This window comes from Pseudomonas sp. CP4 (assembly GCF_047758505.1).
Taxonomy (GTDB): Bacteria; Pseudomonadota; Gammaproteobacteria; order Pseudomonadales; family Pseudomonadaceae; genus Aquipseudomonas; species Aquipseudomonas fluorescens_AO.
On the sequence record NZ_CP180489.1, the window covers coordinates 5,109,396 to 5,133,364 of the forward strand.

At 55.8% G+C, this 23,969-nt stretch carries 22 protein-coding genes; 8 read left to right on the plus strand and 14 right to left on the minus strand.

Going from position 1 to position 23,969, the window contains the following annotated elements; genetic code table 11:
• Positions 1-32: 32 nt before the first annotated feature.
• From ACMYUN_RS23030 to ACMYUN_RS23065, 8 genes are read right to left on the minus strand one after another with little or no spacing between them, the layout of a single operon-like run.
• Positions 33-1,334 carry a glycosyltransferase gene (locus tag ACMYUN_RS23030; RefSeq protein ID WP_415761858.1) on the minus strand — a complete coding sequence of 434 codons (1,302 nt, stop codon included), beginning with the start codon at positions 1,332-1,334 and terminating at the stop codon, positions 33-35.
• A complete protein-coding gene (locus ACMYUN_RS23035) occupies positions 1,331-2,368 on the minus strand; it encodes a glycosyltransferase family 4 protein (protein ID WP_039760021.1) in 1,038 nt (345 codons plus the stop codon). The genes ACMYUN_RS23030 and ACMYUN_RS23035 overlap by 4 nt, the downstream gene beginning before the upstream one ends.
• The gene (locus tag ACMYUN_RS23040) at positions 2,365-3,399 is read right to left on the minus strand and encodes a glycosyltransferase family 4 protein (protein WP_310405685.1); all 1,035 of its coding nucleotides are present in this window, start codon (positions 3,397-3,399) and stop codon (positions 2,365-2,367) included. The genes ACMYUN_RS23035 and ACMYUN_RS23040 overlap by 4 nt, the downstream gene beginning before the upstream one ends.
• Complete coding sequence (locus ACMYUN_RS23045) at positions 3,399-4,502, minus strand: DegT/DnrJ/EryC1/StrS family aminotransferase (protein WP_129997333.1); 1,104 nt, start codon at positions 4,500-4,502, stop codon at positions 3,399-3,401. The genes ACMYUN_RS23040 and ACMYUN_RS23045 overlap by 1 nt, the downstream gene beginning before the upstream one ends.
• A 10-nt stretch (positions 4,503-4,512) precedes the next feature.
• Entirely contained in the window at positions 4,513-5,142 is a 630-nt protein-coding gene (locus ACMYUN_RS23050; RefSeq protein ID WP_039760012.1) for an acetyltransferase, read from the minus strand.
• On the minus strand, positions 5,139-5,678 hold the full coding sequence (locus ACMYUN_RS23055; RefSeq protein WP_415761859.1) for a hypothetical protein: 540 nt from the start codon (positions 5,676-5,678) through the stop codon (positions 5,139-5,141). Before ACMYUN_RS23055 ends, ACMYUN_RS23050 begins: the two co-directional genes overlap by 4 nt.
• A 5-nt stretch (positions 5,679-5,683) precedes the next feature.
• Entirely contained in the window at positions 5,684-6,427 is a 744-nt protein-coding gene (locus ACMYUN_RS23060) for an ABC transporter ATP-binding protein (RefSeq protein ID WP_039760008.1), read from the minus strand.
• Positions 6,428-6,439: 12 nt separating this feature from the next.
• Positions 6,440-7,264: an ABC transporter permease gene (locus ACMYUN_RS23065; RefSeq protein WP_227972800.1), complete on the minus strand. Its 825-nt coding sequence runs from the start codon at positions 7,262-7,264 to the stop codon at positions 6,440-6,442.
• A gap of 354 nt (positions 7,265-7,618) precedes the next feature.
• Between ACMYUN_RS23065 and gmd the strand changes: the two genes are divergently transcribed.
• Genes gmd through ACMYUN_RS23085 form a run of 4 tightly spaced genes read left to right on the plus strand, consistent with a single transcriptional unit; the run spans position 7,619 to position 11,807 of the window.
• A complete protein-coding gene (gene gmd, locus ACMYUN_RS23070; RefSeq protein ID WP_039760002.1) occupies positions 7,619-8,650 on the plus strand; it encodes a GDP-mannose 4,6-dehydratase in 1,032 nt (343 codons plus the stop codon).
• Positions 8,650-9,546, plus strand: a complete 897-nt coding sequence (locus ACMYUN_RS23075) for a GDP-mannose 4,6-dehydratase (RefSeq protein ID WP_039759999.1) — start codon at positions 8,650-8,652, stop codon at positions 9,544-9,546. Before gmd ends, ACMYUN_RS23075 begins: the two co-directional genes overlap by 1 nt.
• Positions 9,547-10,692 (plus strand): glycosyltransferase family 4 protein, encoded by a 1,146-nt coding sequence (locus ACMYUN_RS23080; RefSeq protein ID WP_415761860.1) that lies wholly within the window; start codon positions 9,547-9,549, stop codon positions 10,690-10,692.
• A complete protein-coding gene (locus ACMYUN_RS23085; RefSeq protein ID WP_415761861.1) occupies positions 10,689-11,807 on the plus strand; it encodes a glycosyltransferase family 4 protein in 1,119 nt (372 codons plus the stop codon). The genes ACMYUN_RS23080 and ACMYUN_RS23085 overlap by 4 nt, the downstream gene beginning before the upstream one ends.
• Before the next feature lie 116 nt (positions 11,808-11,923).
• Here the strand turns inward: ACMYUN_RS23085 and ACMYUN_RS23090 are convergent, their stop codons facing one another.
• The 6 genes from ACMYUN_RS23090 to ACMYUN_RS23115 all read right to left on the minus strand — a co-directional run bounded on the left by ACMYUN_RS23090 (position 11,924) and on the right by ACMYUN_RS23115 (position 19,057).
• On the minus strand, positions 11,924-13,351 hold the full coding sequence (locus tag ACMYUN_RS23090; RefSeq protein ID WP_415761862.1) for a hypothetical protein: 1,428 nt from the start codon (positions 13,349-13,351) through the stop codon (positions 11,924-11,926).
• Positions 13,352-13,456: 105 nt separating this feature from the next.
• A complete protein-coding gene (locus tag ACMYUN_RS23095; RefSeq protein WP_415761863.1) occupies positions 13,457-15,652 on the minus strand; it encodes a hypothetical protein in 2,196 nt (731 codons plus the stop codon).
• A 10-nt stretch (positions 15,653-15,662) separates the two neighbouring features.
• Positions 15,663-16,073: a GtrA family protein gene (locus ACMYUN_RS23100; protein ID WP_235374471.1), complete on the minus strand. Its 411-nt coding sequence runs from the start codon at positions 16,071-16,073 to the stop codon at positions 15,663-15,665.
• A complete protein-coding gene (locus ACMYUN_RS23105) occupies positions 16,070-17,026 on the minus strand; it encodes a WxcM-like domain-containing protein (protein WP_415761864.1) in 957 nt (318 codons plus the stop codon). The genes ACMYUN_RS23100 and ACMYUN_RS23105 overlap by 4 nt, the downstream gene beginning before the upstream one ends.
• Positions 17,019-17,963, minus strand: coding sequence for a glycosyltransferase family 2 protein (locus tag ACMYUN_RS23110; protein ID WP_415761865.1), 945 nt, complete (start codon positions 17,961-17,963; stop codon positions 17,019-17,021). The genes ACMYUN_RS23105 and ACMYUN_RS23110 overlap by 8 nt, the downstream gene beginning before the upstream one ends.
• Entirely contained in the window at positions 17,960-19,057 is a 1,098-nt protein-coding gene (locus tag ACMYUN_RS23115; protein WP_039759986.1) for a DegT/DnrJ/EryC1/StrS family aminotransferase, read from the minus strand. Before ACMYUN_RS23115 ends, ACMYUN_RS23110 begins: the two co-directional genes overlap by 4 nt.
• A 379-nt stretch (positions 19,058-19,436) precedes the next feature.
• Here ACMYUN_RS23115 and ACMYUN_RS23120 point away from each other — a divergent pair, with 379 nt between their 5' ends.
• The 4 genes from ACMYUN_RS23120 (at position 19,437) to ACMYUN_RS23135 (ending at position 23,968) form a co-directional block, all read left to right on the plus strand.
• Positions 19,437-20,408 carry a UDP-glucose 4-epimerase family protein gene (locus ACMYUN_RS23120; protein WP_039759984.1) on the plus strand — a complete coding sequence of 324 codons (972 nt, stop codon included), beginning with the start codon at positions 19,437-19,439 and terminating at the stop codon, positions 20,406-20,408.
• Positions 20,405-21,421 carry an MraY family glycosyltransferase gene (locus ACMYUN_RS23125; RefSeq protein WP_415761866.1) on the plus strand — a complete coding sequence of 339 codons (1,017 nt, stop codon included), beginning with the start codon at positions 20,405-20,407 and terminating at the stop codon, positions 21,419-21,421. The genes ACMYUN_RS23120 and ACMYUN_RS23125 overlap by 4 nt, the downstream gene beginning before the upstream one ends.
• A gap of 106 nt (positions 21,422-21,527) precedes the next feature.
• Positions 21,528-23,522, plus strand: coding sequence for a polysaccharide biosynthesis protein (locus ACMYUN_RS23130; RefSeq protein WP_415763998.1), 1,995 nt, complete (start codon positions 21,528-21,530; stop codon positions 23,520-23,522).
• Positions 23,523-23,632: 110 nt separating this feature from the next.
• Positions 23,633-23,968, plus strand: coding sequence for a ComEA family DNA-binding protein (locus ACMYUN_RS23135; protein WP_039759978.1), 336 nt, complete (start codon positions 23,633-23,635; stop codon positions 23,966-23,968).
• The last annotated feature ends 1 nt before the right edge of the window (position 23,969 follow it).

The window sequence follows — 23,969 nt, forward strand, 5'->3', positions numbered from 1 at the left end:
TGGATCAGGGTCGATCCACCGCATGCTGGTATTCAGGCAATCGTATTGGTGTTGAACAGATTCAGCGACTTGAGAATCTCGGGCGTACCGAGCAATTCGGGGCTTGCTGACCATTTCTCGATGATGGTCGCAAAATGGTCGACCGCTGAAATGATGACCTTCGCCCGAAGCGCGACAGGCACCGCCTGCACAAGTTTGTGGGCGTAGTTCTCGGCCGTGAATGTCTCCTGTGCCCACGTTTGCGCCTGCTTGCCGATATCGATCGCCGCGGAGGGGCTGCTGCGCAGTGATAGAAGGATCTTCTTCAGATCTTCTATTTCCCTTTCAGGCGATACCTTCAATACGTACTGATCGGGCAGTTCGCTGTAAAAGCCGGTGTCGGTAACGATGGTGGCTTTACCGTACAGCATCGCTTCAATCGCAGAGGCCGAAGCCGCTTCGAGACTGGGCCAGCGCAGGCAACTGATAACGTCAGCTTCGCGAATGGCCTCTGACAACGCGGCGTCATCGACTTCGTTGGAAATAATCAGCTCGACCCCGGCTTTGGCGGCCATTTCGGACAATTTCCGTTCGACATCCGGAAGAATCGCCCCCACCAGACGGTAACTCACGTTCTTTCGAAGTGAGGCGTTGCTGGCAATGGCCTTGATGCAACTTTCCACCCGTTTGTTGGGGTTGACGTGGCCGATGGTCAACAACCGCAACTTGCGATTGTCATTTTGTACCGGTTGCCCGGCGACAGCCCCGGGAGCGTCGTAGGCCAGCGGCGTCACAAAAACCGGACCCGCGCACGCGGCCATTACCCGCTTGCAGCCCCAGTTGCTATGGGTAATCACGCCGGTGGCCATCGAACTGATCCATTCGGTCAGCGGTGCGGTTTCTCGCGTCGAGTTGATGAAGGTCGTACTGTCGCTGACGTTGAAGTAGTCGCTGGCGATTCTGCGTCCGTACCACTGCGTCAGGATGTGATGGGCCTCATCGCGCCGTTGCTGCGCCCAACCCCAGAAAAGATGGCCGAGGAAGAAGTCATGCAGGCAGACGATGCCCGGGGCTTTGTGAAGCCAGGCTACGCCACCTTCGTGAAACTCGTAGTTGTCGCCGATCTGGTAGACGAGGCAGTCAGCGTCCGCCACTTCGGTGCCAACCCGCTCTTCATCCGTCCAGGCAATGACGGTGCAACCGAAGTCATGAGCCTCTTTGTCGAGAACATGCGGGCTTTCAGTGCGCACCAGCACAATGTGATGCTGCTGACTGAGCAGAGCGCGAACCACGAGACGAGTCATCCTTCCGATGGCGGAGGATTTGACGCCGGGGGTAAAAATGACCAGTTTCATTTAAGTAGCGCCTCTATGGTCTCGGGCCAGTTGATGCCCAGGGTGTTCCACAGCGCCTCCGCGCCTTCGCCGTACTCGATGGTTCGGGTTTTGCTTTCAAATGCCGCATTCATCGCTTCTGCCAGACTTTCTGCAGTGGGTTCTGCCCGCCATCCGGACTCCTGCGGATTGACCAGGCCCAGGATGCCACCGCTGTCCGTCGTCGTGATCAGTGCTTTGCGCGCAGTGGCGGCTTCCATCGCGACGTAACCCAGGGAGTCTTCATCGAACGGAATGTAAGCAACCGCGAGTGCACGATTGACATAATTGACGTAGGTGGAGCGAGGCAGGAATCCAAGGTCAAGTTTGACGCGGTCATGCAGGCCAAACTCATTGATGATCGAATGCAATTGCAGCGTGTCGGCGTGCGACTCGGGAGGCCCGGCAATGACCAGCTTGACCCGTTTGTCGGCTTTGGCAAGTGCTCGCAACAGCAAGTGCTGACGCTTCATGCCGTTGACGCGTCCGCCGGCAAATATGTAATCGTCATATTCACCGCCGGTGAATGCTTCAGGATCGTTTACGGGCGGCAACAACACCTGCGAGTCGAAGCCGTTGTATTTGAACAACCGCTGTCTGGTCACTTCGGAGTTGGTGTAGATGCTGCGGCTCTCCGCGAAAGTTTCGTTGTCCGCGTTGATAATGGCGTTGCGAATGTCGCTGCCGCTCTTGTCTGCCGGCAGGTTGGTCTGGCCGACGTCGTAAAGGTCGTAGGCCTGACGATACTGGTGCAGCAGCCACAGTGATTTGCGGTGGTGGCGAACCAGGTACGCCGGGAATTTCAAGGCGATGACGTGATCGGTATTGAAGATTTCCAGCGTGCGGGTCAGCAACATCTGGGAGGGGATGCGCGATGCCGGTTCCCACTGAGCCGGGATGCGCATGACTTCGGCGTCGTGACCGGCCATGAGCAGGTTTCTTTGCAGATTGACCGCCAGTTCTTCGGCGCCGCCCCAGATGAACGGAGCCATGTTGTTCACAATCAGGACTTTCATGCCAACAGACGCTCCAGCACATGTGACCAGGAAATTTTCAAGTCAACCAGGCGCTGCCGGGCATTCTTGCCCATGGCTTCGGTCAGACTTCGATCCCGGTAGAGTTTGTCCATCGCAGCGGCCAGAGACTCTGGAGTCGGCTCGGCGATATAGCCGTTATAGCCATCCTGAACCAATTCCAGAACGCCACCCGAGTCGGTAGTGGTTAGGATCGGTTTTTCCGCGTGACTGGCTTCGAGGCTGGGGTAGCCGTAGGAGTCTTCATCAACCGGAAGGTAGGCGGCAGCCAGGCAAACTGACAGCTGCGCGACCTTTTCTTCTTCAGTGATCCAGCGATCATCCAGGGTCACTCGGTCCGAAAGGCCGTACTCTTCGATTTTTTCGCGCAGGGCGATGCCGTAGTCTGGACCCGCGCCCGTTCCCAGCAACCGCAGGCGGACCGGCGTCGTCGTATAGTTCAGTGCGTCGATCAGCAGGTGTTGGCGCTTGTGATGTTCGAGGCGGCAGATGTAAGCGATTTCATCGTTGTAGCCAGCGCAAAAAAAACGCTCCGATTCGAAGACCGGAGGGTAAAGCACCTCGCTATCGAAGTCGTTGTAGGTCTTGAGTCGCTTGGATACGACCTTCGAATTGGTGAAGATCGCCTTTGCTTCGCCCAGGGCTCGGGTATCGGCATCCACCAGCGCATCGCGAATTGCGCGATGCTTGGCATTGTCCGGGAAATCGCGGTACGGGCTGTCCCACATATCGTAGAACGCACGAATGTGATGGATGAACCAGAGGATCTTGTGCGGATGGGGAATCAGGTGCGACTGTGGCCGGAAACATATCACCCGGTCAGCGCTCTGCAGATCGACCCAACGCAACGCCATCATCTGTTGAAACAACAGATCCGGCGCATCCAGTTCGGGCAAGTAGACGACTTCGACCTGATGGCCGGCTGCCGTCAGCGTGGAGGCCAGCCAGTCGACGATATTCCTTCCGCCCCCTCTGATGAAGGGCACGAATGTGGAGCAAAGGGCGATTTTCATCAGTCGGCCAGGACCTCACGCAGGCTGGCTGCAATTCTGATGATGTCATCCTGAGTCAGGTCCTGATGCGTCGGCAAATTGATGCCCCGTCCCGACCACAAGTCTGCAACAGGGTAGGTACTGTCCTCCTTGTACGGTGGCAGCACGTGCATCGGGTAGAAGACCGGGCGGGTTTCGATACCCATGGCATCAAGCTTTTGCATGACTTCGTCACGTTTGTGCTCGTCGCCATCGCTCAGGAAGATGTTGTACATCCAGAAAACCTGTTTGGCCCAGGAGGCCTCGGTCGGCAACACGATTTTGCCAGCCAGGTCGGCCAGCGCTTCGTTATACCAGCCAGCGAGCCGATCACGATCGGCCAGGGCAGTATCAATGTTTTCCATCTGCGCCAGACCGATCGCTGCCTGAATGTTGGTCATGCGGTAGTTGTAGCCGACCACTGGAAACCAGTAACGACGCTTCGGGTCCATGCCCTGACCACGGAACAGGCGCAGTTTCGCCGCCAGCTCATCATCGTTGGTGGTAATCATGCCGCCTTCACCAGTGGTGACGATCTTGTTGCCAAAAAAACTGAAGGTTGCGCACGTGCCGAGGCTGCCAACCTTGCTGCCCTTGACCTCGGCGCCATGGGCTTCGGCCGCGTCTTCCACCACCCACAGGTTGTGTTTGCGGGCGATTTCGTTGACGACATCCATTTGCGCAGGGTGACCGTACAGGTGCACCGGGATGATGCCTTTGGTCTTCGCGGTGATCTTGCTTTCGATGGTCTGCGGATCGATGTTCATCGTATCGGCGCAAACGTCCACCAATACAGGCGTCGCTCCGCAGTAGCGCACGGCATTGGCGGTGGCAATGTAGGTCACTGTCGGAATGATGACTTCATCGCCCGGTTGCAGGTCGAGCACGACCAATGCCAGGTGCAGTGCAGTGGTGCCGTTGTTGGTCGCGATCGCGTGCTTGACGCCGCAGAATGCTGCGAAGCTTTCTTCGAAGGCGCCGATGTATTTGCCGTTCGAGGAAATCCAGTTGGTATCCAGGCAATCCAGCACATACTTACGTTCGTTTCCGGCAAGCTTCGGTTGTGCAACAGAAATACGATTCATGCTTGTTCCTTCAAATTTTATGTAGAACTTTGGCTGGCACGCCTACGACTGTGGTTGCCGACCCGATGTTCGAAATGACGACGCTGCCGGCACCTACCATCACCGACTCACCAATATGAACCTCGGGGATGATTTTGCTGCCGACACCGATAAAGCTGAGCTTGCCCACATGCACATTGCCCGCCAGCGCGCATTGCGGAGCGATATGGACCGCCTCGCCAATCACGCAATCGTGATCGATAGTGGCGCCGGTATTGACGATGCACAGGTCCGAAATTTTCGCCTCGGCATTGATAACGGCGCCGGCCATGACGGCGATTCCCCTCCCCAAATTAGCTGAAGGTGATACCACTGCTGCCGGACTGATCGCATTGACCAGGCCAAACCCCAGCTGGGTCGCCTTTGCGGCCAGCTTGTTTCGCACCGAATTGGAGCCGATCGCGATGAATGCCTTTTCGTAGCCATCATTGCGAAGCGCCGCGAGGTGTTCGTCATTTTTAAGTACGGGAACCCCCAGGCAGGTATCCGGACTGTCCGGATTACCTACGCAGTAAGCGACGCTATCGCCTTGGGCTCGCAGCAATTCGATACATACCTTGGCGTGCCCGCCGGCACCGACGACGATCACTTCACTTTTCATGCACCTTCACCTCTGGCTTGTCGAGGAGCGGCCGTGGCCTCGCCCTGAGGCGAATCGACAGCCGGTTGACGGTCGACGCCCGGACATTTCTGTTCGATACGGTCCAGTTGTTGTTGCAGACTTTCCAGCGAGTGCTGGCCGGAAAAGATTTTTTGCGACAGACGGGCCTGGATCTTCGCCGAGTTCGCCAGGCGCTGAAATTCGAGAACGATCTGCTGGTGCTGCTGGTACTGAATTTTCTGCAGCTTGGTGAACTCTTCCAGCATTTCCTGGCGGAGGGTGGAGGTGAAGTAGTTGCGCAGGCGGAACAATAGTGGACGGGTGACCGGTCGGGCCGCTCTGACAAGGCGATGCGCAATACGCACAAGCGCCTGTTTCGTATAGTGGCGTACGATCAGTTTCATGCCTGGCTTGGTCGCGACAACCTCCGCCGGGACATCAGCCCCCGTTTCAATGAGGTTCTTGGCGTGCAGGCGGCTGGAGGCCAGCGTGAAAGCCACCTGTATATCCACGCCGTTGCGCTTAATGCTGTTCATCTGCCTCAAGCTCCGAAATAAGCTGCGGTGACCGTCGCCGGGTCGCCATCCATTTTTATTTTCCCGTGCTCCAGCCACAGCACTCGATTACAGGTGTGCATGACGAGTTCGCGCGAGTGGCTGGCAATCACCAGGATATTGGTCGATTTCACCAGCTCGTTCATGCGGATTTCGGCTTTGTGCTTGAAGCCTTCATCGCCCACCGAAAGCCATTCGTCCATCAACAGGATTTCCGGTTTTATCGTCGTCGAAACCGCAAACGCCAGACGCAAGTGCATCCCTGACGAATAAGTGCGGATCGGCATGTCGACAAAATCACCAAGCTCGGAGAATTCGATGATCTCGTCGAGCTTTTCGGCGATCTCCGACTTGGTCATGCCAAGAATGCCGCCGCGCAGAAAAATGTTTTCCCGGCCGGTCGCTTCCGGATCCGTACCCAGTGATATGTCGATCAACGAGCCGATTTCTCCCTTGATCACGGCGGTGCCGGAGGAAGGTTCGTACACGCTGCTGAGCAAGCGCAGCAGGGTGCTCTTGCCGGCGCCGTTGTGTCCAAGGAGGCCGACCCGATCCCCGTCGCGGAGCGTGAACGTCAGGTCTTCCAGAGCTCTGACAATCACTCGGCCCTGTTGATCCGCACCTAACTGACCGCCGGTAGCCACTTGCATCAGACGCTTTTTCAGCGAGCGTCCGTTCGCGTTATAGATCGGAAAATCTACACAGACATTTTTGAATTCGATCAAGGACATTAGTCGTTCTTCTCAGAGCCAGTATGCGATGCGGCGCTTGTAACGGCCGTAAACCACGAGCGCGAAAGCCCAGCCGACGACGGCCATGCCCAGGGAAACCCACCAGTTGGTAGCGGTGGGCAACTGCCCGATCAGCGGGGATCGAACCACCGACATGACATGGTAGGCCGGGTTCAGATCGAGCAGGTACAGACCTGCCCGTTGCGGCAGCAAGCTTGGCATCCACATGATTGGCGTGAGGTAAAACACGACTTGCAACAAACTTCCGACAATCTGGGGCAGATCACGGTAGCGCGCACACAGAATGCCCAGCAGAAGGGCGATCCAGGTCAAGTTGAGCAGTGCCAGGAAAAAACCCGGAATGCTGATCAGGGCCAACCAGGTCAGCGGTTTGCCGACGGCCAGCAGTACCAGTGGAAAGATCACGATGTTGTGACCCAGAATCAGGATGTTGCGCCAGATCATGCGCATGATGTGGGCAAACAGGGGGATCGGTAATTGCTTGATGATGCCTTCGGCGGCAATGAACCCGGTGCAGCCTTCGGTGATCACCGTGGACATGAAGCTCCAGAGAATCATGCCGATCGCGAGAAAAGGCAGGAATTCCTGAATCGGAGAATTGAAAATCTGACCGAAAACCACACCGATGGTGGCGATCATGACGCCCATGCTGATAGTCAGCCAGAACGGTCCGAGTGCCGACCTTCTATAGCGCTGGCGAACGTCCTGCCAGCCTAGCATCCCTACTAAAGCGTACCGTCTCGTCGCGGCGATGATGTCCGACACGGCGATACTTACTGAACCATTGCGCATTAATAGCACCAGATTGTTGATCAAAAAAACACGCCATTTTAGGCTTGGGTGCGGGGAGTGTCACTCTTTCTGAGTTATTTCTTTATTGCCTGTCGCACGAGCTGGAGGATTTCGATCAGTAGCAGCAACTTCTTGATTTATATATCCGTGTAGGCGTGGCAGGGATCGGGCAGAATGCAATCCTCGACACGCGGAGGAAGGTCATGGGCTGCTGGCATAATGATCCTGTTACGCCTGGCGAACAGCTTTGGTATCGTCGTTCCGAGCCGCATTCTGTATGATCTGCAAGATTTCATGGCTCTTCGACTTAGAGCTCAATGGGCGCACATGACACAACGGAGCCTGCAAAGGCTCTCTAATGGAGTTTAGAGGATTCGCATGAAAGCTATCGTTACCGGCATTACTGGGCAAGACGGCGCCTATCTGGCGGAACTGCTGCTGGAAAAGGGTTATACGGTGTACGGCACCTACCGTCGAACCAGTTCTGTCAACTTCTGGCGCATTGAGGAGCTGGGTATTGAAAAGCATCCCAATCTGCATCTGGTCGAGTACGACCTGACCGATCTGTCGGCCAGCATCCGTCTGCTTCAGACCACTGAAGCGACTGAGGTTTACAACCTTGCAGCCCAGAGTTTCGTTGGCGTGTCATTCGATCAGCCTCTGACTACCGGTGACATTACCGGCATGGGGTGTGTGAACCTTCTGGAAGCGATCCGGATCGTCAATCCGAAAGTGCGTTTCTACCAGGCATCGACTTCCGAGATGTTCGGCAAGGTGCAGGCGATCCCCCAGATCGAAAGCACACCTTTCTACCCGCGCAGTCCTTACGGCGTTGCCAAACTGTACGCGCACTGGATGACCATCAACTACCGCGAGTCCTACAACATCTTTGCCACCAGCGGCATTTTGTTCAACCACGAGTCGCCACTGCGCGGACGCGAGTTCGTTACCCGCAAGATCACCGACTCTGTGGCGAAGATCAAGCTGGGCCTGCTCGACAAGATGGAACTCGGCAATCTGGACGCCAAGCGTGACTGGGGCTTTGCGAAAGAGTACGTCGAAGGCATGTGGCGCATGCTGCAGGCAGACGAGCCGGATACTTTTGTACTTGCGACCAACCGTACCGAAACCGTGCGCGATTTCGTCACCATGGCCTTCAAGGCTGTCGGGATCGATCTGGCCTGGAGCGGTGCGGCTGAAGACGAGAAGGGCACAGACCTGGCGACTGGCAAGGTGTTGGTCACGATCAACCCGAAATTCTACCGTCCTACCGAAGTCGAGCTGTTGATCGGCAACCCTGCCAAAGCCAAAGCGGCGCTGGGCTGGGAGCCAAAAACCACGCTTGAAGAGCTGTGCCGCATGATGGTCGAGGCGGATCTGCGTCGAAATGAGAAAGGGTTTTCGTTCTGATGAGTATTGCCGGTAAGCGCGCGTTGATCACAGGTATTCAAGGTTTCACCGGGCGGTACATGGCTGCTGAGCTCAAGGCCGGTGGCTATGAAGTGATAGGGATGGGTACACAACCGTCGGATGAACCTGGCTATTATCAGGTTGATCTGGCTGACGGTTCTGCCTTGCGCGAGTTACTGGCAACTATTCAACCCGACGTGGTAATTCATCTGGCTGCACTCGCCTTTGTGGCTCACGGTGCCGCCGATACGTTCTACCGCGTCAATCTCATCGGCACCCGTCACCTGCTGGAAGCCGTCGCAGCTTGTGGCAAGGTGCCGGACTGCGTGCTGCTGGCAAGCAGTGCCAATGTTTATGGCAATGCTTCGGCGGGGCTGCTCAGTGAAACCACACCGCCAGCGCCGGCCAACGATTACGCAGTCAGCAAACTGGCCATGGAATACATGGCCAGTCTTTGGCATAACCGCTTGCCGATAGTGGTGACGCGTCCTTTCAATTACACCGGTGTCGGCCAGGCCGAGAGCTTTCTGCTGCCGAAGATCGTCGCTCATTTCCGGCAACGTGCGGACAAGATCGAGCTGGGCAATCTCGATGTATCTCGCGACTTCAGTGATGTGCGTGCAGTGGTCAAGGCTTATCGCGGTTTGATCGAGGCGCGGCCTGTTGGCCAGACGGTCAATGTGAGTTCGGGCAAGAGTCATTCCCTGCGTGAAGTGATCGACATGTGTTCGGCTATCACGGGGCATCAGCTTGCAGTCGAAGTGAACCCGGCGTTCGTCCGAGCCAACGAAGTCAAAATTCTCTGCGGCGACAATACCCGTCTTTGTGAGCTGGTTCAGGGCTGGGATACGCCAAGACTGGAAGAAACTCTGAGCTGGATGCTTGCGGCGGAATAAATGAAGCTAGTTCTTTCAGTTGAGCCGATCCGCTTTCCGCTGACTGGCATCGGTCGCTATACCTATGAACTTGCGCTGAGACTTCAGCAAAGTCCCGAAATTACCGACCTGCAATTTTTTGCCGGTCGACGTTTTCTGCCTGAACTTCCCACAGCTTCCAATGAGTCCGGCAGTGGTTACGGCTTGAAGCGTGCGGTGCAGAAGAACTTTTTGGCAGTGGAAGCTTATCGGCTGTTGATGCCGATGTTGCGCAAGGCTGCCCTGAAAGGGCATGGGGATTTTCTCTACCACAGCCCCAATTATTATCTGCCGCCTTTTGCCGGGCGCAGCGTGGCAACGTTTCACGATCTGTCGCCCTTCACCTGGGCGCATTGTCACGCGCCGCAGTTAGTCCGTTATCTGCAAAAAGAGCTGAAAACCACACTGGTCAGGGCCGATGCTTTGATCACTGATTCGGAATTCACGCGACAGGAACTGGCCAGCTATTTTTCATGGCCCATCGAACGAATCCATACTGTGCCGCTGGCCAGCTCTCCGGAGTTCTTTCCTCGCGCGCCGCATGAGCTTCGCGATGTGCTTGCACGCCATGGCTTGAAGCCCGATGGCTACACGCTTTTTGTCGGTACGATCGAGCCACGCAAGAACATCGAGACGTTGCTCGCCGCCTATGGTCGATTGCCCCTTGCATTGCGAACCCGTTGGCCGTTGATCCTTACCGGGTATCACGGTTGGCGCAACGACGCGATTCACGAGAAGCTCGAAAGCGCCAGGCGTGAAGGCTGGGCGCATTATCTCGGATTCGTTCCCAGCGCAGACTTGCCCCTGCTGTTTGCCGGCGCACGTCTGTTCGCGTTTCCGTCGCTTTATGAAGGTTTCGGTCTACCGGTTCTGGAAGCCATGAGCTCCGGGGTGCCGGTGGTCTGCTCCAATAGCTCCTCGCTGCCCGAGGTGGCGGGTGATGCTGCGCTGATGTGCGCCGCGCTGGACGTAGAAGCGCTGACCGGTCTTATCGAGCGCGGGCTGACCGATCAGTGTTGGCGCGATGCCGCCGTCATCAAGGGAATGAAGCACGCGCAAGGCTTTTCCTGGGAGCGTTGTGCTCGAGAAACCCTGCAGGTCTACCAAAAGGTTATCGACGCCAAATGATCAAGGTTCTGCACTTCTTCAAAACCTATTACCCGGAAACGATGGGCGGGATCGAGCAGGTCATTTTCCAGATAGCCCAAGGCGGCGCGGAACACGGGTTTTGCTCGGAAGTGCTGTACCTCAGTGAACGGGGCGCTGCTCGTAATGAAACAGTGGGTAATCACCTGACCCATCGCTCGAGGCTGGATATGCATGTTGCCTCGACGGGATTCTCTCTGTCCGCGTTCAAGGATTTTTCGCAATTGGCCAAAGAGGCTGATGTGGTGCATTACCACTTCCCCTGGCCTTATATGGACCTGGTCCATTTTGCGACTCGGCATGGCAAACCCTCGGTACTCAGTTATCACTCCGATATCGTCAAGCAAAAGACACTGCTCAAGTTGTATCAGCCACTGATGAATCGCTTTCTCTCCAGCGTGGATTGTATCGTGGCGTCTTCACCTAACTACGCACAAAGCAGTCCGGTGCTGTCACGGTTCCGCGACAAGGTCGAAATCATTCCTTATGGGTTGGACAGGGCTACCTATCCGGTCGTCCCCGAAACCAGGCTTGATTTCTGGCGGAGCAGGGTGGGTTCTAAGTTCTTCCTGTTCGTCGGTGCCTTGCGATATTACAAGGGGCTCGATTACTTGCTGGATGCGGCAAAGATCAGCGGTTTGCCAGTGGTGATCCTCGGGGGCGGGCATCAGGAGTCCGAACTAAAAGAGCAGGCTGCGCGGCTCGGCCTTGCCAATGTGCATTTTCTGGGAGGCTTGGGTGATGAGGACAAGGCTGCGCTGTTGACGCTGTGTTATGCCTTTGTGTTTCCATCACACTTGCGTTCGGAGTCATTTGGCATTTCGCTGCTCGAGGCGGCGATGTACGGCAAACCGCTCATTTCCTGTGAAATCGGCTCGGGTACTACCTTCATCAACATTGCTGGTGAGACCGGACTTGTGGTTCCGCCTAGAGACTCCGGTGCCCTTGCCAGCGCAATGTTGACGTTGTCGAACGCTCCTGAGCGCGCTCAGGCCTTCGGTGAGAATGCGCAGCGTCGATACTCTGAGGTGTTTTCTGCGCGATCCATGGTTTCAGCGTACGCGGCAATCTATCGGCGCTTGCTGCGAAAACCCTGAGGTCCGAGAGCTTCGCACAAGCGCCGTGGAGTCTTCCGTACAGTGATCGTGAGCGCGTCGTCTCAATCTGCATACAAGGGCGTCTCGCACGACGCCCTTACACTGACATCCGACTCTCAATTCAATTGAAAAACCGGGTTGGATATCGCAGCTTTTGCAATCATGAACGCGATAGGTACGGCGACCACAAACAAAATGCCCAAAGGAATCAGGACTTTTGCCGAAGTCGCCCGTGCGCACTGTTTTGAAACTCCGAACGCAATCGCACAGTAAGCCATCACATGCAGAGGCAAGAAAAACCTGGTCTCAATGGCGCCCGGAAGAATTGCGAATACCGGCAACACAATAACCGCCAGCCAGCCAATGCGATATAAGCCTTGCGCCCGGTTGTCCGATTTTTGAATCACTAAAAGGAATAAGCAGATCAGGCCAAACAGAGCGATCGCGATACTGGTCGCCGAGCGAATGTCATTTTCCTTGGAGCGAACTTTCGTATAGGTGTCATAGTCACGAACATCCAGCCCGTTCACAAAATGCTTAGTGTATATCTTGAGAAATGAAACCGGTTCCGAGAGGAGCAGTTGGAAATACCACGGTAGTGTTGGAACAGTACCTTTAAACTTTAATTCTTCAGTTAATCGCACTCCTATCGGATCGAGATAGAAGATAGGAAAGATTGCACCGGTCTCTGTGTCGTGGCCTGTTTCATAACGCTGCAGGGTAATTCCCCATTTAAGCTGACTTGCGAAGAGTGAAGCGTCGTTGACGCTCGCGACAACCAAGGGTGTTGCAGAATTCAGGTGCTTTTTGTTTATCAAAGACTGAGGAATGGCTGCGATCGCCGAGCCGATGACGAAGAATGCCAATAACAGTATTTTTTTACGCAGGCATTGATTTTTAAGCGCGAGCAGGGGAATAGCCGGCAGCAAGGCAATGAGAGTGAACAGATAGATTGTTCGAGTATTGTATGCCCCGTATGCCAGTACCCCTGCCACGATCATAAGGACGATTGCTCTTGCGACACTCTTTTGCTCGCTTGCTTTGAGAATCAGGGCCAGCGCGCCAATGATCAGGCAGAAAGCGGGAAGGTCGCTAAGTGTGTAAGCAATCAGCGGCGGGAAGAAAATGGCTACCAGCGCAGGCACCAACAGGCGGCGTGGCAGGGTGATTTTGCCCCCGATGACCTTGCTGAACACGTATGGCAGCGAAATGCACAGTGAGTAGGAGAAGGCCAGTGCCTGGATCAGATGGACAGCCAGGTATCCCGTTTCAGGATAGGCGTCGAAGAATATCCTCGCTGGCGAGAGCAGCAATGGATAAAAGTAACCGCGCAAAGATTTTGGAAACGAAAAATCCCAGATTTTTGAGCTCAGATCCCAATAGTTATAGGCATCCCCCAGAAATGTCTGTGGGTTGATGTAAAGCTGGGCCATAAACATCAGTAGCGTGGCCAGTGCGAAGGCGACGAACCTTTCGCTTAGTCTGAAGGTGTACATTGCCGATTGCTCTGACGGGGGGCGGGTATCGATTTTCATCGCATCCATGTTGTTGCTCCGTTTCAGCGAAGAGTTTGCTGGCTCGACGTGAAATAAATTCGAATAAACCCCGCATCTGCATTTTCAACTGGCAAGGATGCGGGGGGGGCAGGGTTATTCAGGTGCGATCTTGACCCAGTCCAGCCGCGCAGAATAACCGTAGTAATCATGGTTGGGGACCGTCTCGAACTCGAGTACATTGCGTCCCGTTTTCAAGAGTTTAGGGTCCACTGCCCCGGTGAACTTTCCAACCTCGCTCCATTCAACAGGAATCTCTGAGCCGTTAATTCTGAACTTCATGTTGCTGCGGCTCGCCTCGTTCGGGAACGCGTCGAAAAAACCGCTCAGTACGTAAGGCGCGTTTTTCGGCTCGATATCAAAGTAAAGTGACGCTTGCGGTGCATTCATCCAGGCCGTAGCAATGTGATTGAACCGGCGAGGTTCCCAATCTGCGTCGCGCCATCCAGAGCCAGCCGTAGGAAGGTCGAGATTCCACCAGTTGCCAAAGCCCCAGAAGTACTCGTCTTTGGCCAATTGGTCGCGAAATTTGAAAAAATCAAACCACGGTTTGGTTTCGGTAATTCCACGGTAGCGCAGGCTGGTCGGCGTATCGCCCGATTCCAGCTCCGTGCGGTAGGATGCCGATAAACCATTTTCCGCGTTCGGCTTTCTGTCCCCGACCACCACCGTGACCACTTTCGACTTGGAGAGCTTCATGCTCGGGGTGGCAGGTGCCAACTCCATGCCTGGGCCAGTAACAGGCGACGGAAAATTGAATGTCCAGTCATCTTTGCCCTCTTCGCAAGTGCCCTTGCGTTGCACCGAAGGTGTTGGCGCTTGCCATTCGCGGCTGGGCATATAGCAAACCTGGATGTCGTTGACGGGTTTGCCATAAATGTAAGTAAGAACGTTTGCCAAGTCAGGATTCAAGAACATCCAGACATGATTGAGCTGATTGTTGTAGTCGAGTATCAACAGGGTCTTATCAGCAGCGTTGCCGTCGAAATTTTGAACAATGTCCCTGAGCGCGAGCTGTTGTTGCCTGGAAATTTCAATGTAATGGTGAAACTGGAACAGCTGGAAGGCGAGGCCAGTGAAGATGAGCGCGGCGAATCCTGCCGAGGTCAGTGCTTTGGATGCTTTGCTCAAAGCCCAGAGCATTGAAACTGCGAACAGTACGGCGCCTGGTGTAGCGAATAAAAAGGTCCGTTGGCTGATCGCCATATGCGGAGGCGACAGCAGAAACGGAGCGTAGCCGATGCAAATGAGGGCGAGGCCGATTAAGGCGAGCCGTAAAACGATTGCAAAGTCAGCGCTTTTTTCTTCGAATGCGACGGTTTTTACCGATCTCTTCAAGAAGATATAAATCAGTCCCATCAGTACTGCAGTCGCAACTACCAGATACCAATAACTGATTATCTCGATGCGGGTGATGCGCAGTGCATCGATCCAGCCGCCGAAGATACTGCGAAACAAGCCCACTTTGAACAGGTTGGGATAGTACGTCATCAGCGTCGTCAGTGCGCTGCCGCCAGCCAGCACGCTTTGATAGCTTTTTACCAGCGGCGCGGTATGAATGACATAAACAATATATGTCAGGGCGCCGGAAACCCAGATCACGTAGTAAAGGCAATTGTCTTTCAGGTTTGAAAACAATCGCTTGAATCCCGTCTGTGCGAACGCGACCATAAACGGAATGGCAACGAGCAGCAGGGAGGCTTCATACATTGCACTGGCACAAGCCAGCAGGAAGCCAGCAGCCAAGCTCAGGAGTGTCCCGCGGAGTTTGCTGTTCTGGTCGGTTGCTGCGAGCAGCAAGACGCTGCCAATCAATACCAGGCTCAATGCCCAATTGATGTGGATCGCCCGGAACGAGAGCTGCATCGTGTCGGCTGGGTAAATAATGACCAGAATGCTGGCGAACATTCCCCATTTGATGGAGCCTGTCACCCGAGTGGTAAGCAAACTCAATGAGGCGCCTTTGATCGTCAGTGCGACCATCAGCAATATGTGCCAGAAATTGAAACTATTCGGGTCAAGAAAATAAGCGACCGCATGGGGAAATACCGTCAAGGGTCGCAAGGCATGAGCAGGCAGGGGGCTTGAAATGTCTGTTACGAAAAACAGTCCCGCTCTACTGAAGAGGCCGATAACACCCCATTCCTCAATAAGCCCGGTCAGCAAAAATCCGAAGGGCAGCCATATGAGCACAACGGTCAGCAGTGCCGGAGCCAAGTGGGCGAGCCATAGCATCGACCTGCTATAGGGATGAATAGGCATCGCAGGCAATGCCGGTTTCGTAGTTGTCATGGGGCGCCTGTTAATCCTTCGCGGGCTTGGTTTTATGAGTTGCCTTAAGAACGACTTTGTTTAGAAGGTAACTTGAGGGTAGGAGAAGTAATATGACCAGAATCGGTGCGACAGCCTTGTGCATATTCAAGTGCTCGACCAGCACATTGAGTAACACTGCGCCGAGTACGTACTGCACGAGATAAATGGTCGGATAAACAAGCATGCCGATCACCGAGTGCTCGACCTTGAACACGACTTTCGAGTTGAAGAAGTAGGCAAAGACTATTCCGGCAACATAGGCGATCGCATAGGCTATCTGGTAGTTGATCACATAGCTGAGCAACAGATAGAGGCAGTAGGTTATTCCGGTATTGAGCCCGCCGCCGATCAGGAAGCTGATCCAGCGGCGAACTTGCGGATTGTTTTTCAGTGTGGTCACGGCGCGCTTTTTTTGGCAGTCAGCTTGGTGAACTCTGAATAATCACGGATGTAATCGTCAGCTTCGTAATAGTCCGAGGTGAACACCAGCAGTACCGCATCTTCGGAATATTTGTACTGGATACCCCAGGTCAGTGGCGGCAGATAGATGCCTTTGTTCGGAGCGTCGAGCAACACTTCGGCACGGTTGGTGCCGTCATCTACCACCACTGCGCAGCTGCCTTTGACGCAAATCAGGAACTGGTGGCACTTGTGGTGGGCATGCTCGCCGCGGGTTTTCTGGCTCGGAACATTGAACACGAGAAAATAACGTTTGGGGGTAAACGGGATTTCCTTGTGGAACTCACCTACGGAGAGGTCGCCGCGCATGTCCGCAATGTATTTGAAGCGGTGGGTGGTGACATCGCCGACGCCGATACGCACTACCGCATCATCCTGCTCCTGGGTTTTGACAGCAGGAGTCTTGGTGGCATCACTGGAAGCGGAGTTTTCCACGTAGCCTGTTATACGGGCCGGAGAGCCGGTCACGATGGCGTACGGAGGTACGGATTTGGTAACGACCGCACCTGCACCCACCATTGCGCCGGTACCGATGGTGACGCCGGGCAGAATGACCGCGCCGCCGCCAATCGAGGCGCCGTCCTGGATGACCGTCTGCGAAAACGTCTCCGGATATACCTTGGAGCGTGGGAATTTGTCGTTGGTGAACGTGGCGTTCGGGCCGATGAATACGTCGGAGCCGATCCGCAAGCCGTCCCACACGTAAACACCGGACTTGATGGTAGTGCGATCACCAATCACCACGTCATTTTCAATTAGCGAGTGCGAGCAGACGTTGACGTCGTCACCAATCACCGCGTCCGGGAAGACCACAACGTATTGCCAGATGCGTGTGTTCTTGCCGATCTTCGAACTCTTTACATCGGCGCTGGCGTGGATGAACGGCTCAGTCATTGGAATGTTCCTTGTTGTCGAGTTTCATGCAGACGATGGCAAGCGGACGCTGCTTGCTGTTTTCGTAGGCGCGCCAGGCATAGGTGCCCACGAGCCCCAGGCCGAGCAGATTGAGTGTGCCCAACAAGAGCACCACCAGCATGGTGGCGGCATACCCTGGCACCTCGATAGCTCCAGACAATTTCGCAATGATCACCATAAAGCCGATGAACAGCGAAATGAGCGAGCCCATGGCGCCCATGCGTGTGAGCAGTCTGATCGGGTAATCGGTAAACGCGAACACACTGTCCATCATGTACTCGAGCTTCTTCTTGAAGGTCCACGCCGATTTGCCTTCCAGGCGTGTCTGCCGTTCGTATTCGATGAACTTGCGCCGAAAGCCGAGCCAGAAAATAAGCGCAATCAGCGACGAGCGCGACTCGTTCAGCTGCAGCAACTGCTCGCGAAACGCCTTGTTGCAGCCGAAGATGTCGACCCCTCCTGCAGGCATGTCGTGCACCACCAGGCGGCGATACAGGCCCCAGAAGATCGACGACGCCATCCGGCTGGAGAACGGATCCTGGCGGGCATTGCGCGTACCGATGGCAACGTCGCATTCATCGTTGGACAGCGACTTGAAAAAACTGATCAAGAGTTCTGGCGGCTCTTGCAGATCGGCGGCCATCACTCCGAAATAATCACCCTTGGCAGCCATCAGGCCGGTGCGAATGGCAGGGAACGACCCGAAGTTGCGCGAGTGCGCGAGCAGTTGTGCAGAAAATTTCATGCTACCCAAAGCCTGTTTGAGCAACAGGAACGAGTCATCAGGGCTGCCATCCACCACAAACACCACCTCGAGCTGATTCTCGAGTGTGGTGTTCATGTCGTTCAGAGCCTGGATCAGCCGGGGAATCGAATCAGCGTTTTTATAGACTGGAACGATGACGGAATATCTCATGCAGTCCATCCATTGGCGGCTGCAATCACGTTGCTGACTTCGGCGTCGGTCATTTCCGGATAGCAAGGCAGCGTGAGGATGACCGAAGCCAGTTGCTCGGTGTTGACCAGGTTGAGACCGGCGAACTGTTGGCCGAATACCGGCTGCTTGTAGTCGGGGATCGGGTAGTGCACGTCTGAGGCGATCTGCGCTTCACGCAGGTGTTTTTGCAGAGCGTCACGTTTCGGCGACTTGATCACGTACAGGTGGGCAACCGAGGCCAGGCCCGTGTCTGGCGAGTGGTTGATGTCACCGTGGCGAATCTCGGTGCGGTAGCGCTGGGCGATTTCGCGGCGGCGCGCATTGCCCTCATCAAGGTGCGGCAGAAATTCGGACAGGATGGCCGCCTGCATTTCATCGAGGCGACTGTTGCGGGCGCCTGCGAGCTCCACGCAATACTTGGATGACCACCCGTATTGGCGCAATTGCGCAACACGCTGGGCAATTGCAGCCGAATTGGTCACGACAGCGCCGCCGTCGCCCAGGGCTCCGAGATTCTTCGTTGGATAGAAGCTGAAACTGGAAGCGTCCCCGAAGGTACCCACGCGTTGACCATCGCGCTCGGCGCCATGAGCCTGGGCGCAATCTTCCAGCAGAGCAACCTTGTGCGTCGCGCAGCACGCCGCGATGGCCTTGATGTCCGGCACTGCGAGACCGTACAGGTGGGTAACGACAACGGCTTTGGCCCCGGCTTCGATCGCTTGCTCGACGCTCGCCAAGGTGACCACATGAGTGTCCAGGTCGACATCCATGAACAGCGGAGTTGCGCCGATGGCCAGTACCGATGTGGTGGTGTACATGCCGGCATTGGCCACTGTAGCGACCTGATCGCCTTCAGCGACACCGAGTGCCTTGAGCGCCAGCTCGATGGCGTCGGTTCCATTGGCGACGCTGATGCAATGGCCAGCCTGCAGATACTCAGCGAATGCTGTTTCAAAGCGTTTGACTTCCGGCCCTAATACCACCCAACCGCTGTCGACCACGCGCTGCACCGAAGCGTTAATCTGCGACTTGAACTTGTCGATCTTCGCTGCGAGGTTGTTGATCTGTTGCATGGGTGCTCTCCATTTCGAAGCAAAAGGCGTCTGCTATCTTGATTTTGGCCGGTGTTAGCCGAGATTTGACGTGATGGCGGAGCTGAAATCCTGTAGCTGCGAGCGCTCCGATCACTTTTCCGCACGGATTCTATCCGTACCCTGAGCCCGCTCCAACAGCAAAGTGCAATTAGCGCCAGTGTTTGGCTTTGCGGTAGATGCAGCTTGCAGGACTGCTATCGCCACAGAAGTGGCTATGAAGTCGTCGATTCAATAAACTGCCCGCCTCGTGCGGTAGCCGATCGGATTTTCCTGGCGTCGCGCCAGAAGCGCGGTTCCGTCACTTGCAACAGCGTCGCTGCAGTGTGTGTGCAGTATCCATTTCTTCCAAGGGTCGCCCATGAGCACCAAGACATTTCTGGTAACGGGTGGCAGCGGTTTTGTGGGCCGGGCATTGATCGGCCGATTGCTTGCGTCAGCGGACTGCCATGTCGTGGCCCCTCTGCGCCGCGCCGAAACGGCTATGGATCCTCGCATGCATGCGGTCCAGTGGTCCGGTCTTGGCCGCGGGCAGGATCTATCGGAGGCAATGCAGGGCGTCGATTGCGTCATCCATACCGCGGCGCGGGTTCATATCATGAACGAGGTGGACGCCGATCCGCTGGCAGCGTTCCGTCTAGCCAATGTGCAAGGCACTCTGGATCTCGCTCGGCAAGCCGCGGCGGCCGGAGTGCGGCGTTTCATCTTCGTCAGTTCGATCAAGGTCAACGGGGAGGGCACTGCGCCCGGGCACGTGTACACGGCCGATGACCTACCTGCGCCGGTCGATCCATACGGCATCTCCAAACACGAAGCCGAACAGGCGTTGCTGTCTTTGGCCGCGGGCACCGGCATGGACGTGGTCATCATCCGCCCGGTGCTGGTCTACGGCCCGAGCGTCAAAGCCAATTTCCTCAGCATGATGCGCTGGCTATATCGCGGCGTGCCACTGCCGTTCGGTGCCGTCGACAATCGGCGCAGCCTGGTGGCGCTCGATAATCTGATCGATCTGGTGCTGACCTGCGCCGAGCACCCGGCAGCTGCAAATCAGGTGTTTCTGGCCAGTGATGGTGAAGATGTCTCGACCACTCAGCTGTTGCGCAGGCTCGGCACCGCGCTTGGCAGACCGGCCCGGCTGTTGCCGGTCTCTGTCGGTTTCATGAGCGGTGTGGCCAGATTGCTGGGCCGTGAAGCGCTGTCGCAAAGACTCTTCGGTTCTTTGCAGGTCGATATCAGCAAAAACCGCCAACTATTGAACTGGGTGCCTCCGGTGGCCCTTGATCGCGCCTTGAACCTGACGGCGCAGCATTTTCTGGATACTCGCCAAAAATGAATTACGGATGGTTCATCGCGATCATTGCGCTTCTCTCCCTGACACTGACCTGGGCTTTGCGTCATTACGCTCTGGCAAGAAGCCTTATGGATATTCCCAATGCGCGAAGCTCGCATTCGGTGCCAACCCCGCGTGGTGGCGGGGTGGCGATTGTTCTGACGTTCTTGTTGGCGCTGGTGTATCTGCTGTGGCGGGATTTGATTGCGTTCGCGCCGTTTATCGCTATCGCCGGGGCGGGGGCGCTGGTCGCCGTGGTTGGGTTCATGGATGACCATGGACACATCGCTGCACGCTGGCGATTGCTGGGGCATTTTGCCGCGGCGACCTGGTTGCTCTGGTGGATGGGCGGATTCCCTGCCCTGCAGTTCTGGGGCGTGGTGGTCGACCTGGGTGTTGTCGGTCATGTGCTGGCGGTGTTTTATCTTGTCTGGCTGCTCAATCTGTACAACTTCATGGACGGTATTGACGGTATCGCCAGTGTCGAGGCCATTTGCGTATGCCTCGGCGCCTGTCTGCTTGGCTGGCTGGGTGGTTGGCCGCAAGTGGTCTGGGCGCCGCTGCTGCTGGCGGTGTGCGTCGGCGGTTTTCTGTTCTGGAATTTTCCGCCCGCTCGAATCTTCATGGGCGATGCCGGCAGCGGATTTCTCGGTATCGTGCTGGGAGGCTTGTCGCTGCAGGCGGCATGGCAGAGTGCCGAGCTGCTATGGGGCTGGCTGATACTGCTCGGCGTGTTTATTGTCGATGCGACATTCACGCTGTTTCGGCGCTTGCTGCGCGGCGATAAAGTTTATGAGGCGCATCGCAGTCACGCCTATCAATATGCCTCTCGTCGGTTTGGCAGTCATCTGCCCGTCACTATTACCGTTGCCGTGATCAATATGTTCTGGTTGTTGCCGATTGCCGTGGCCGTTACGCATTTCGGACTGGACGGGAGCCTGGGCGTTATTGTCGCCTATGCTCCTCTGCTGTGGCTTGCAATCGCATATCGCGCCGGCGAACTGGAAAAGAACTGAAAGGCCACCGCGTCACGGCTCTGTCATTTGGGTTTACAGTGCATGCCAGCAGTTCAGCAGAGGAATACAGCAGTTGAAGGGAGAAAACTGAGTGTTTGAAGAGTTGATGGACAAGGTTCGGGAGCGGCTCGTCGCATTGCCGAGGCGACGCAAACGCCTGATTCAGGTGGCAACGGACATCGTCCTGGTCTGGGCAGCCCTGTGGCTGGCGTTCATCGTCCGCCTGGGCATCGACGACATGTATAACCCATTCAGAGTGCATGTCTGGCTGTTTGTCTGCGCCCCCGTCGTCGCTATCCCCCTTTTCATTCGCTTCGGCATGTACCGGGCTGTCATGCGGTATTTCGGCAATGACGCGCTGATTGCCATTATCAAGGCGGTAAGTCTTTCTTCGCTGATCCTGGCCGTTGTCGTGTACTGGTACAGCAACCACGAGGCCGTGGTACCGCGTTCGATCATTTTCAATTACTGGTGGTTGAGTCTGGTCATCATTGGCGGACTGCGCTTGTGTATGCGCCAATACTTCATGGGGGACTGGTTTACTGCAGCGCAACATGTGCCCTTCACCAATCGTGATAACGGCTTGACGAAGGTTGCCATTTACGGCGCCGGCGTCGCCGGCAATCAGCTGGTTGCCGCGTTGCGCATGGGCAAGGTCATGCGCCCGGTGGCTTTCATTGACGATGACGCCAGTATCGCTGACCGATCGATCTCGGGTCTGCATGTCTACAAGCCCAAGCACATTCAGGAAATGATCGACGTTACCGGCGCCCAGGAAATCCTGCTGGCCCTGCCATCCTCCACCCGGGCCAGACGGCGGGAGATTCTCAACCTGCTCGAGGGTTTTCCTCTGCATATCCGCAGCGTGCCGAATTTCACCGATCTGGCCAGCGGAAGGGTGAAAGTCGAAGACATTCAGGAAGTCGACATCGCTGACTTGCTGGGGCGCGACGCCGTGCCAGCGCAACCGGACCTGCTGCAACGCTGCATCAGGGGCAAAGTCGTCATGGTGACCGGTGCTGGTGGCTCGATCGGCTCAGAGCTGTGCCGGCAGATTTTTGCCTTGGGCCCGACCACACTACTGCTGTTCGATCACAGTGAATTCAATCTCTATAGCATTTTGTCCGAACTGGAGCAGCGTGGGTGCAGGGAGTCGGTCAAGGTGCGTCTGTTGCCCATCCTCGGTTCCATTCGCCATCCGGACAAGTTGCTGGATGTGATGAAAACCTGGCAGGTCGACACGGTTTATCACGCAGCGGCTTACAAACACGTACCGATGGTCGAGCACAACATTGCCGAAGGTGTGCTGAATAACGTGATCGGCACCTTGAATACCGCGCAGGCAGCCCTGCAGTCAGGTGTGGCCAATTTCGTGTTGATTTCTACCGACAAGGCCGTTCGCCCGACCAATGTGATGGGCAGTACCAAACGCCTCGCCGAACTGGTTCTGCAAGCGTTGAGCCACGAGATCGCTCCAGTCCTGTTTGGTGACAAGGCCAACGTTTCACGGGTCAACAAAACCCGCTTCACCATGGTGCGATTCGGCAATGTGCTGGGGTCTTCCGGTTCAGTGATCCCGTTGTTCCACAGCCAAATCAAATCTGGTGGTCCTCTGACGGTGACCCATCCGAAAATAACCCGCTATTTCATGACCATCCCCGAGGCGGCCCAATTGGTGATTCAGGCTGGCTCGATGGGACAAGGCGGCGATGTGTTCGTGCTGGACATGGGCGAGCCGGTGAAGATCGTCGAGCTTGCCGAGAAAATGATTCACCTCTCGGGTCTGAGTATCCGCTCCGACCGCAACCCGCAAGGCGACGTCTCCATCGAATTCACAGGGTTGCGTCCTGGCGAAAAGCTCTACGAAGAGTTGCTGATTGGCGACAACGTCGCCGCAACCCCACATCCGATGATCATGAGTGCCAACGAAGACCATTTGTCTTGGGATGTGTTGAAAGCGCGGCTGAGCGAATTGCTCAAAGCCGTCGAGAGAGATGACTACATCCGTGTCCGCCAGCTCCTGCGTGAAACGGTCAGCGGCTACACCCCCGATGGCGAGATCGTTGACTGGATCTACCAGCAACGTCGTCTCGAGCCTTGATTGTTTCACATCCTGTAACGCTCGCATTTTTGACTTCGCACCATCATGGCCTACGTTTGAAGAGCAGCTTGGGAAAAGCTGCTTTCTAAAACGATGATGGAGCGTCACTTATGCGTACCGGTTATTTCTACTCGCTGATCTTTGCTTTCCTCACCAGTGCCTCGATCGCCGCGATTGCGGCACCTGAAGCGCCTTCGCCGACGCCGAAGGCGCCTTTGCTGATGGATGCAGCGGCGCCTTCCCAGACTACCAAGGTCGATCTCAACGGCGCGGATGCGGCAACGTTGCAAAAGGAGTTGGCGGGTGTGGGAGAGGCGAAAGCGCAGGCGATTGTTGCGTATCGGGATACAAATGGTCCGTTCGCGTCGGTGGATGAGTTGCTGGAGGTGAAGGGGATTGGTAAGGCGATTCTAGATCGAAATCGTGAAAAGCTGGAAGTGAACTAAG

What these genes read in the sequence shown, in the direction of transcription:
- ACMYUN_RS23030 (WP_415761858.1), bottom strand. Translation starts at nt 1,334, where the DNA reads ATGAAACTGGTCATTTTTACCCCCGGCGTCAAATCCTCCGCCATCGGA.
- ACMYUN_RS23035 (WP_039760021.1), bottom strand. Translation starts at nt 2,368, where the DNA reads ATGAAAGTCCTGATTGTGAACAACATGGCTCCGTTCATCTGGGGCGGC.
- ACMYUN_RS23040 (WP_310405685.1), bottom strand. Translation starts at nt 3,399, where the DNA reads ATGAAAATCGCCCTTTGCTCCACATTCGTGCCCTTCATCAGAGGGGGC.
- ACMYUN_RS23045 (WP_129997333.1), bottom strand. Translation starts at nt 4,502, where the DNA reads ATGAATCGTATTTCTGTTGCACAACCGAAGCTTGCCGGAAACGAACGT.
- ACMYUN_RS23050 (WP_039760012.1), bottom strand. Translation starts at nt 5,142, where the DNA reads ATGAAAAGTGAAGTGATCGTCGTCGGTGCCGGCGGGCACGCCAAGGTA.
- ACMYUN_RS23055 (WP_415761859.1), bottom strand. Translation starts at nt 5,678, where the DNA reads ATGAACAGCATTAAGCGCAACGGCGTGGATATACAGGTGGCTTTCACG.
- ACMYUN_RS23060 (WP_039760008.1), bottom strand. Translation starts at nt 6,427, where the DNA reads ATGTCCTTGATCGAATTCAAAAATGTCTGTGTAGATTTTCCGATCTAT.
- gmd (WP_039760002.1), top strand. Translation starts at nt 7,619, where the DNA reads ATGAAAGCTATCGTTACCGGCATTACTGGGCAAGACGGCGCCTATCTG.
- ACMYUN_RS23075 (WP_039759999.1), top strand. Translation starts at nt 8,650, where the DNA reads ATGAGTATTGCCGGTAAGCGCGCGTTGATCACAGGTATTCAAGGTTTC.
- ACMYUN_RS23080 (WP_415761860.1), top strand. Translation starts at nt 9,547, where the DNA reads ATGAAGCTAGTTCTTTCAGTTGAGCCGATCCGCTTTCCGCTGACTGGC.
- ACMYUN_RS23085 (WP_415761861.1), top strand. Translation starts at nt 10,689, where the DNA reads ATGATCAAGGTTCTGCACTTCTTCAAAACCTATTACCCGGAAACGATG.
- ACMYUN_RS23090 (WP_415761862.1), bottom strand. Translation starts at nt 13,351, where the DNA reads ATGGATGCGATGAAAATCGATACCCGCCCCCCGTCAGAGCAATCGGCA.
- ACMYUN_RS23095 (WP_415761863.1), bottom strand. Translation starts at nt 15,652, where the DNA reads ATGACAACTACGAAACCGGCATTGCCTGCGATGCCTATTCATCCCTAT.
- ACMYUN_RS23105 (WP_415761864.1), bottom strand. Translation starts at nt 17,026, where the DNA reads ATGACTGAGCCGTTCATCCACGCCAGCGCCGATGTAAAGAGTTCGAAG.
- ACMYUN_RS23110 (WP_415761865.1), bottom strand. Translation starts at nt 17,963, where the DNA reads ATGAGATATTCCGTCATCGTTCCAGTCTATAAAAACGCTGATTCGATT.
- ACMYUN_RS23115 (WP_039759986.1), bottom strand. Translation starts at nt 19,057, where the DNA reads ATGCAACAGATCAACAACCTCGCAGCGAAGATCGACAAGTTCAAGTCG.
- ACMYUN_RS23120 (WP_039759984.1), top strand. Translation starts at nt 19,437, where the DNA reads ATGAGCACCAAGACATTTCTGGTAACGGGTGGCAGCGGTTTTGTGGGC.
- ACMYUN_RS23125 (WP_415761866.1), top strand. Translation starts at nt 20,405, where the DNA reads ATGAATTACGGATGGTTCATCGCGATCATTGCGCTTCTCTCCCTGACA.
- ACMYUN_RS23130 (WP_415763998.1), top strand. Translation starts at nt 21,528, where the DNA reads ATGGACAAGGTTCGGGAGCGGCTCGTCGCATTGCCGAGGCGACGCAAA.
- ACMYUN_RS23135 (WP_039759978.1), top strand. Translation starts at nt 23,633, where the DNA reads ATGCGTACCGGTTATTTCTACTCGCTGATCTTTGCTTTCCTCACCAGT.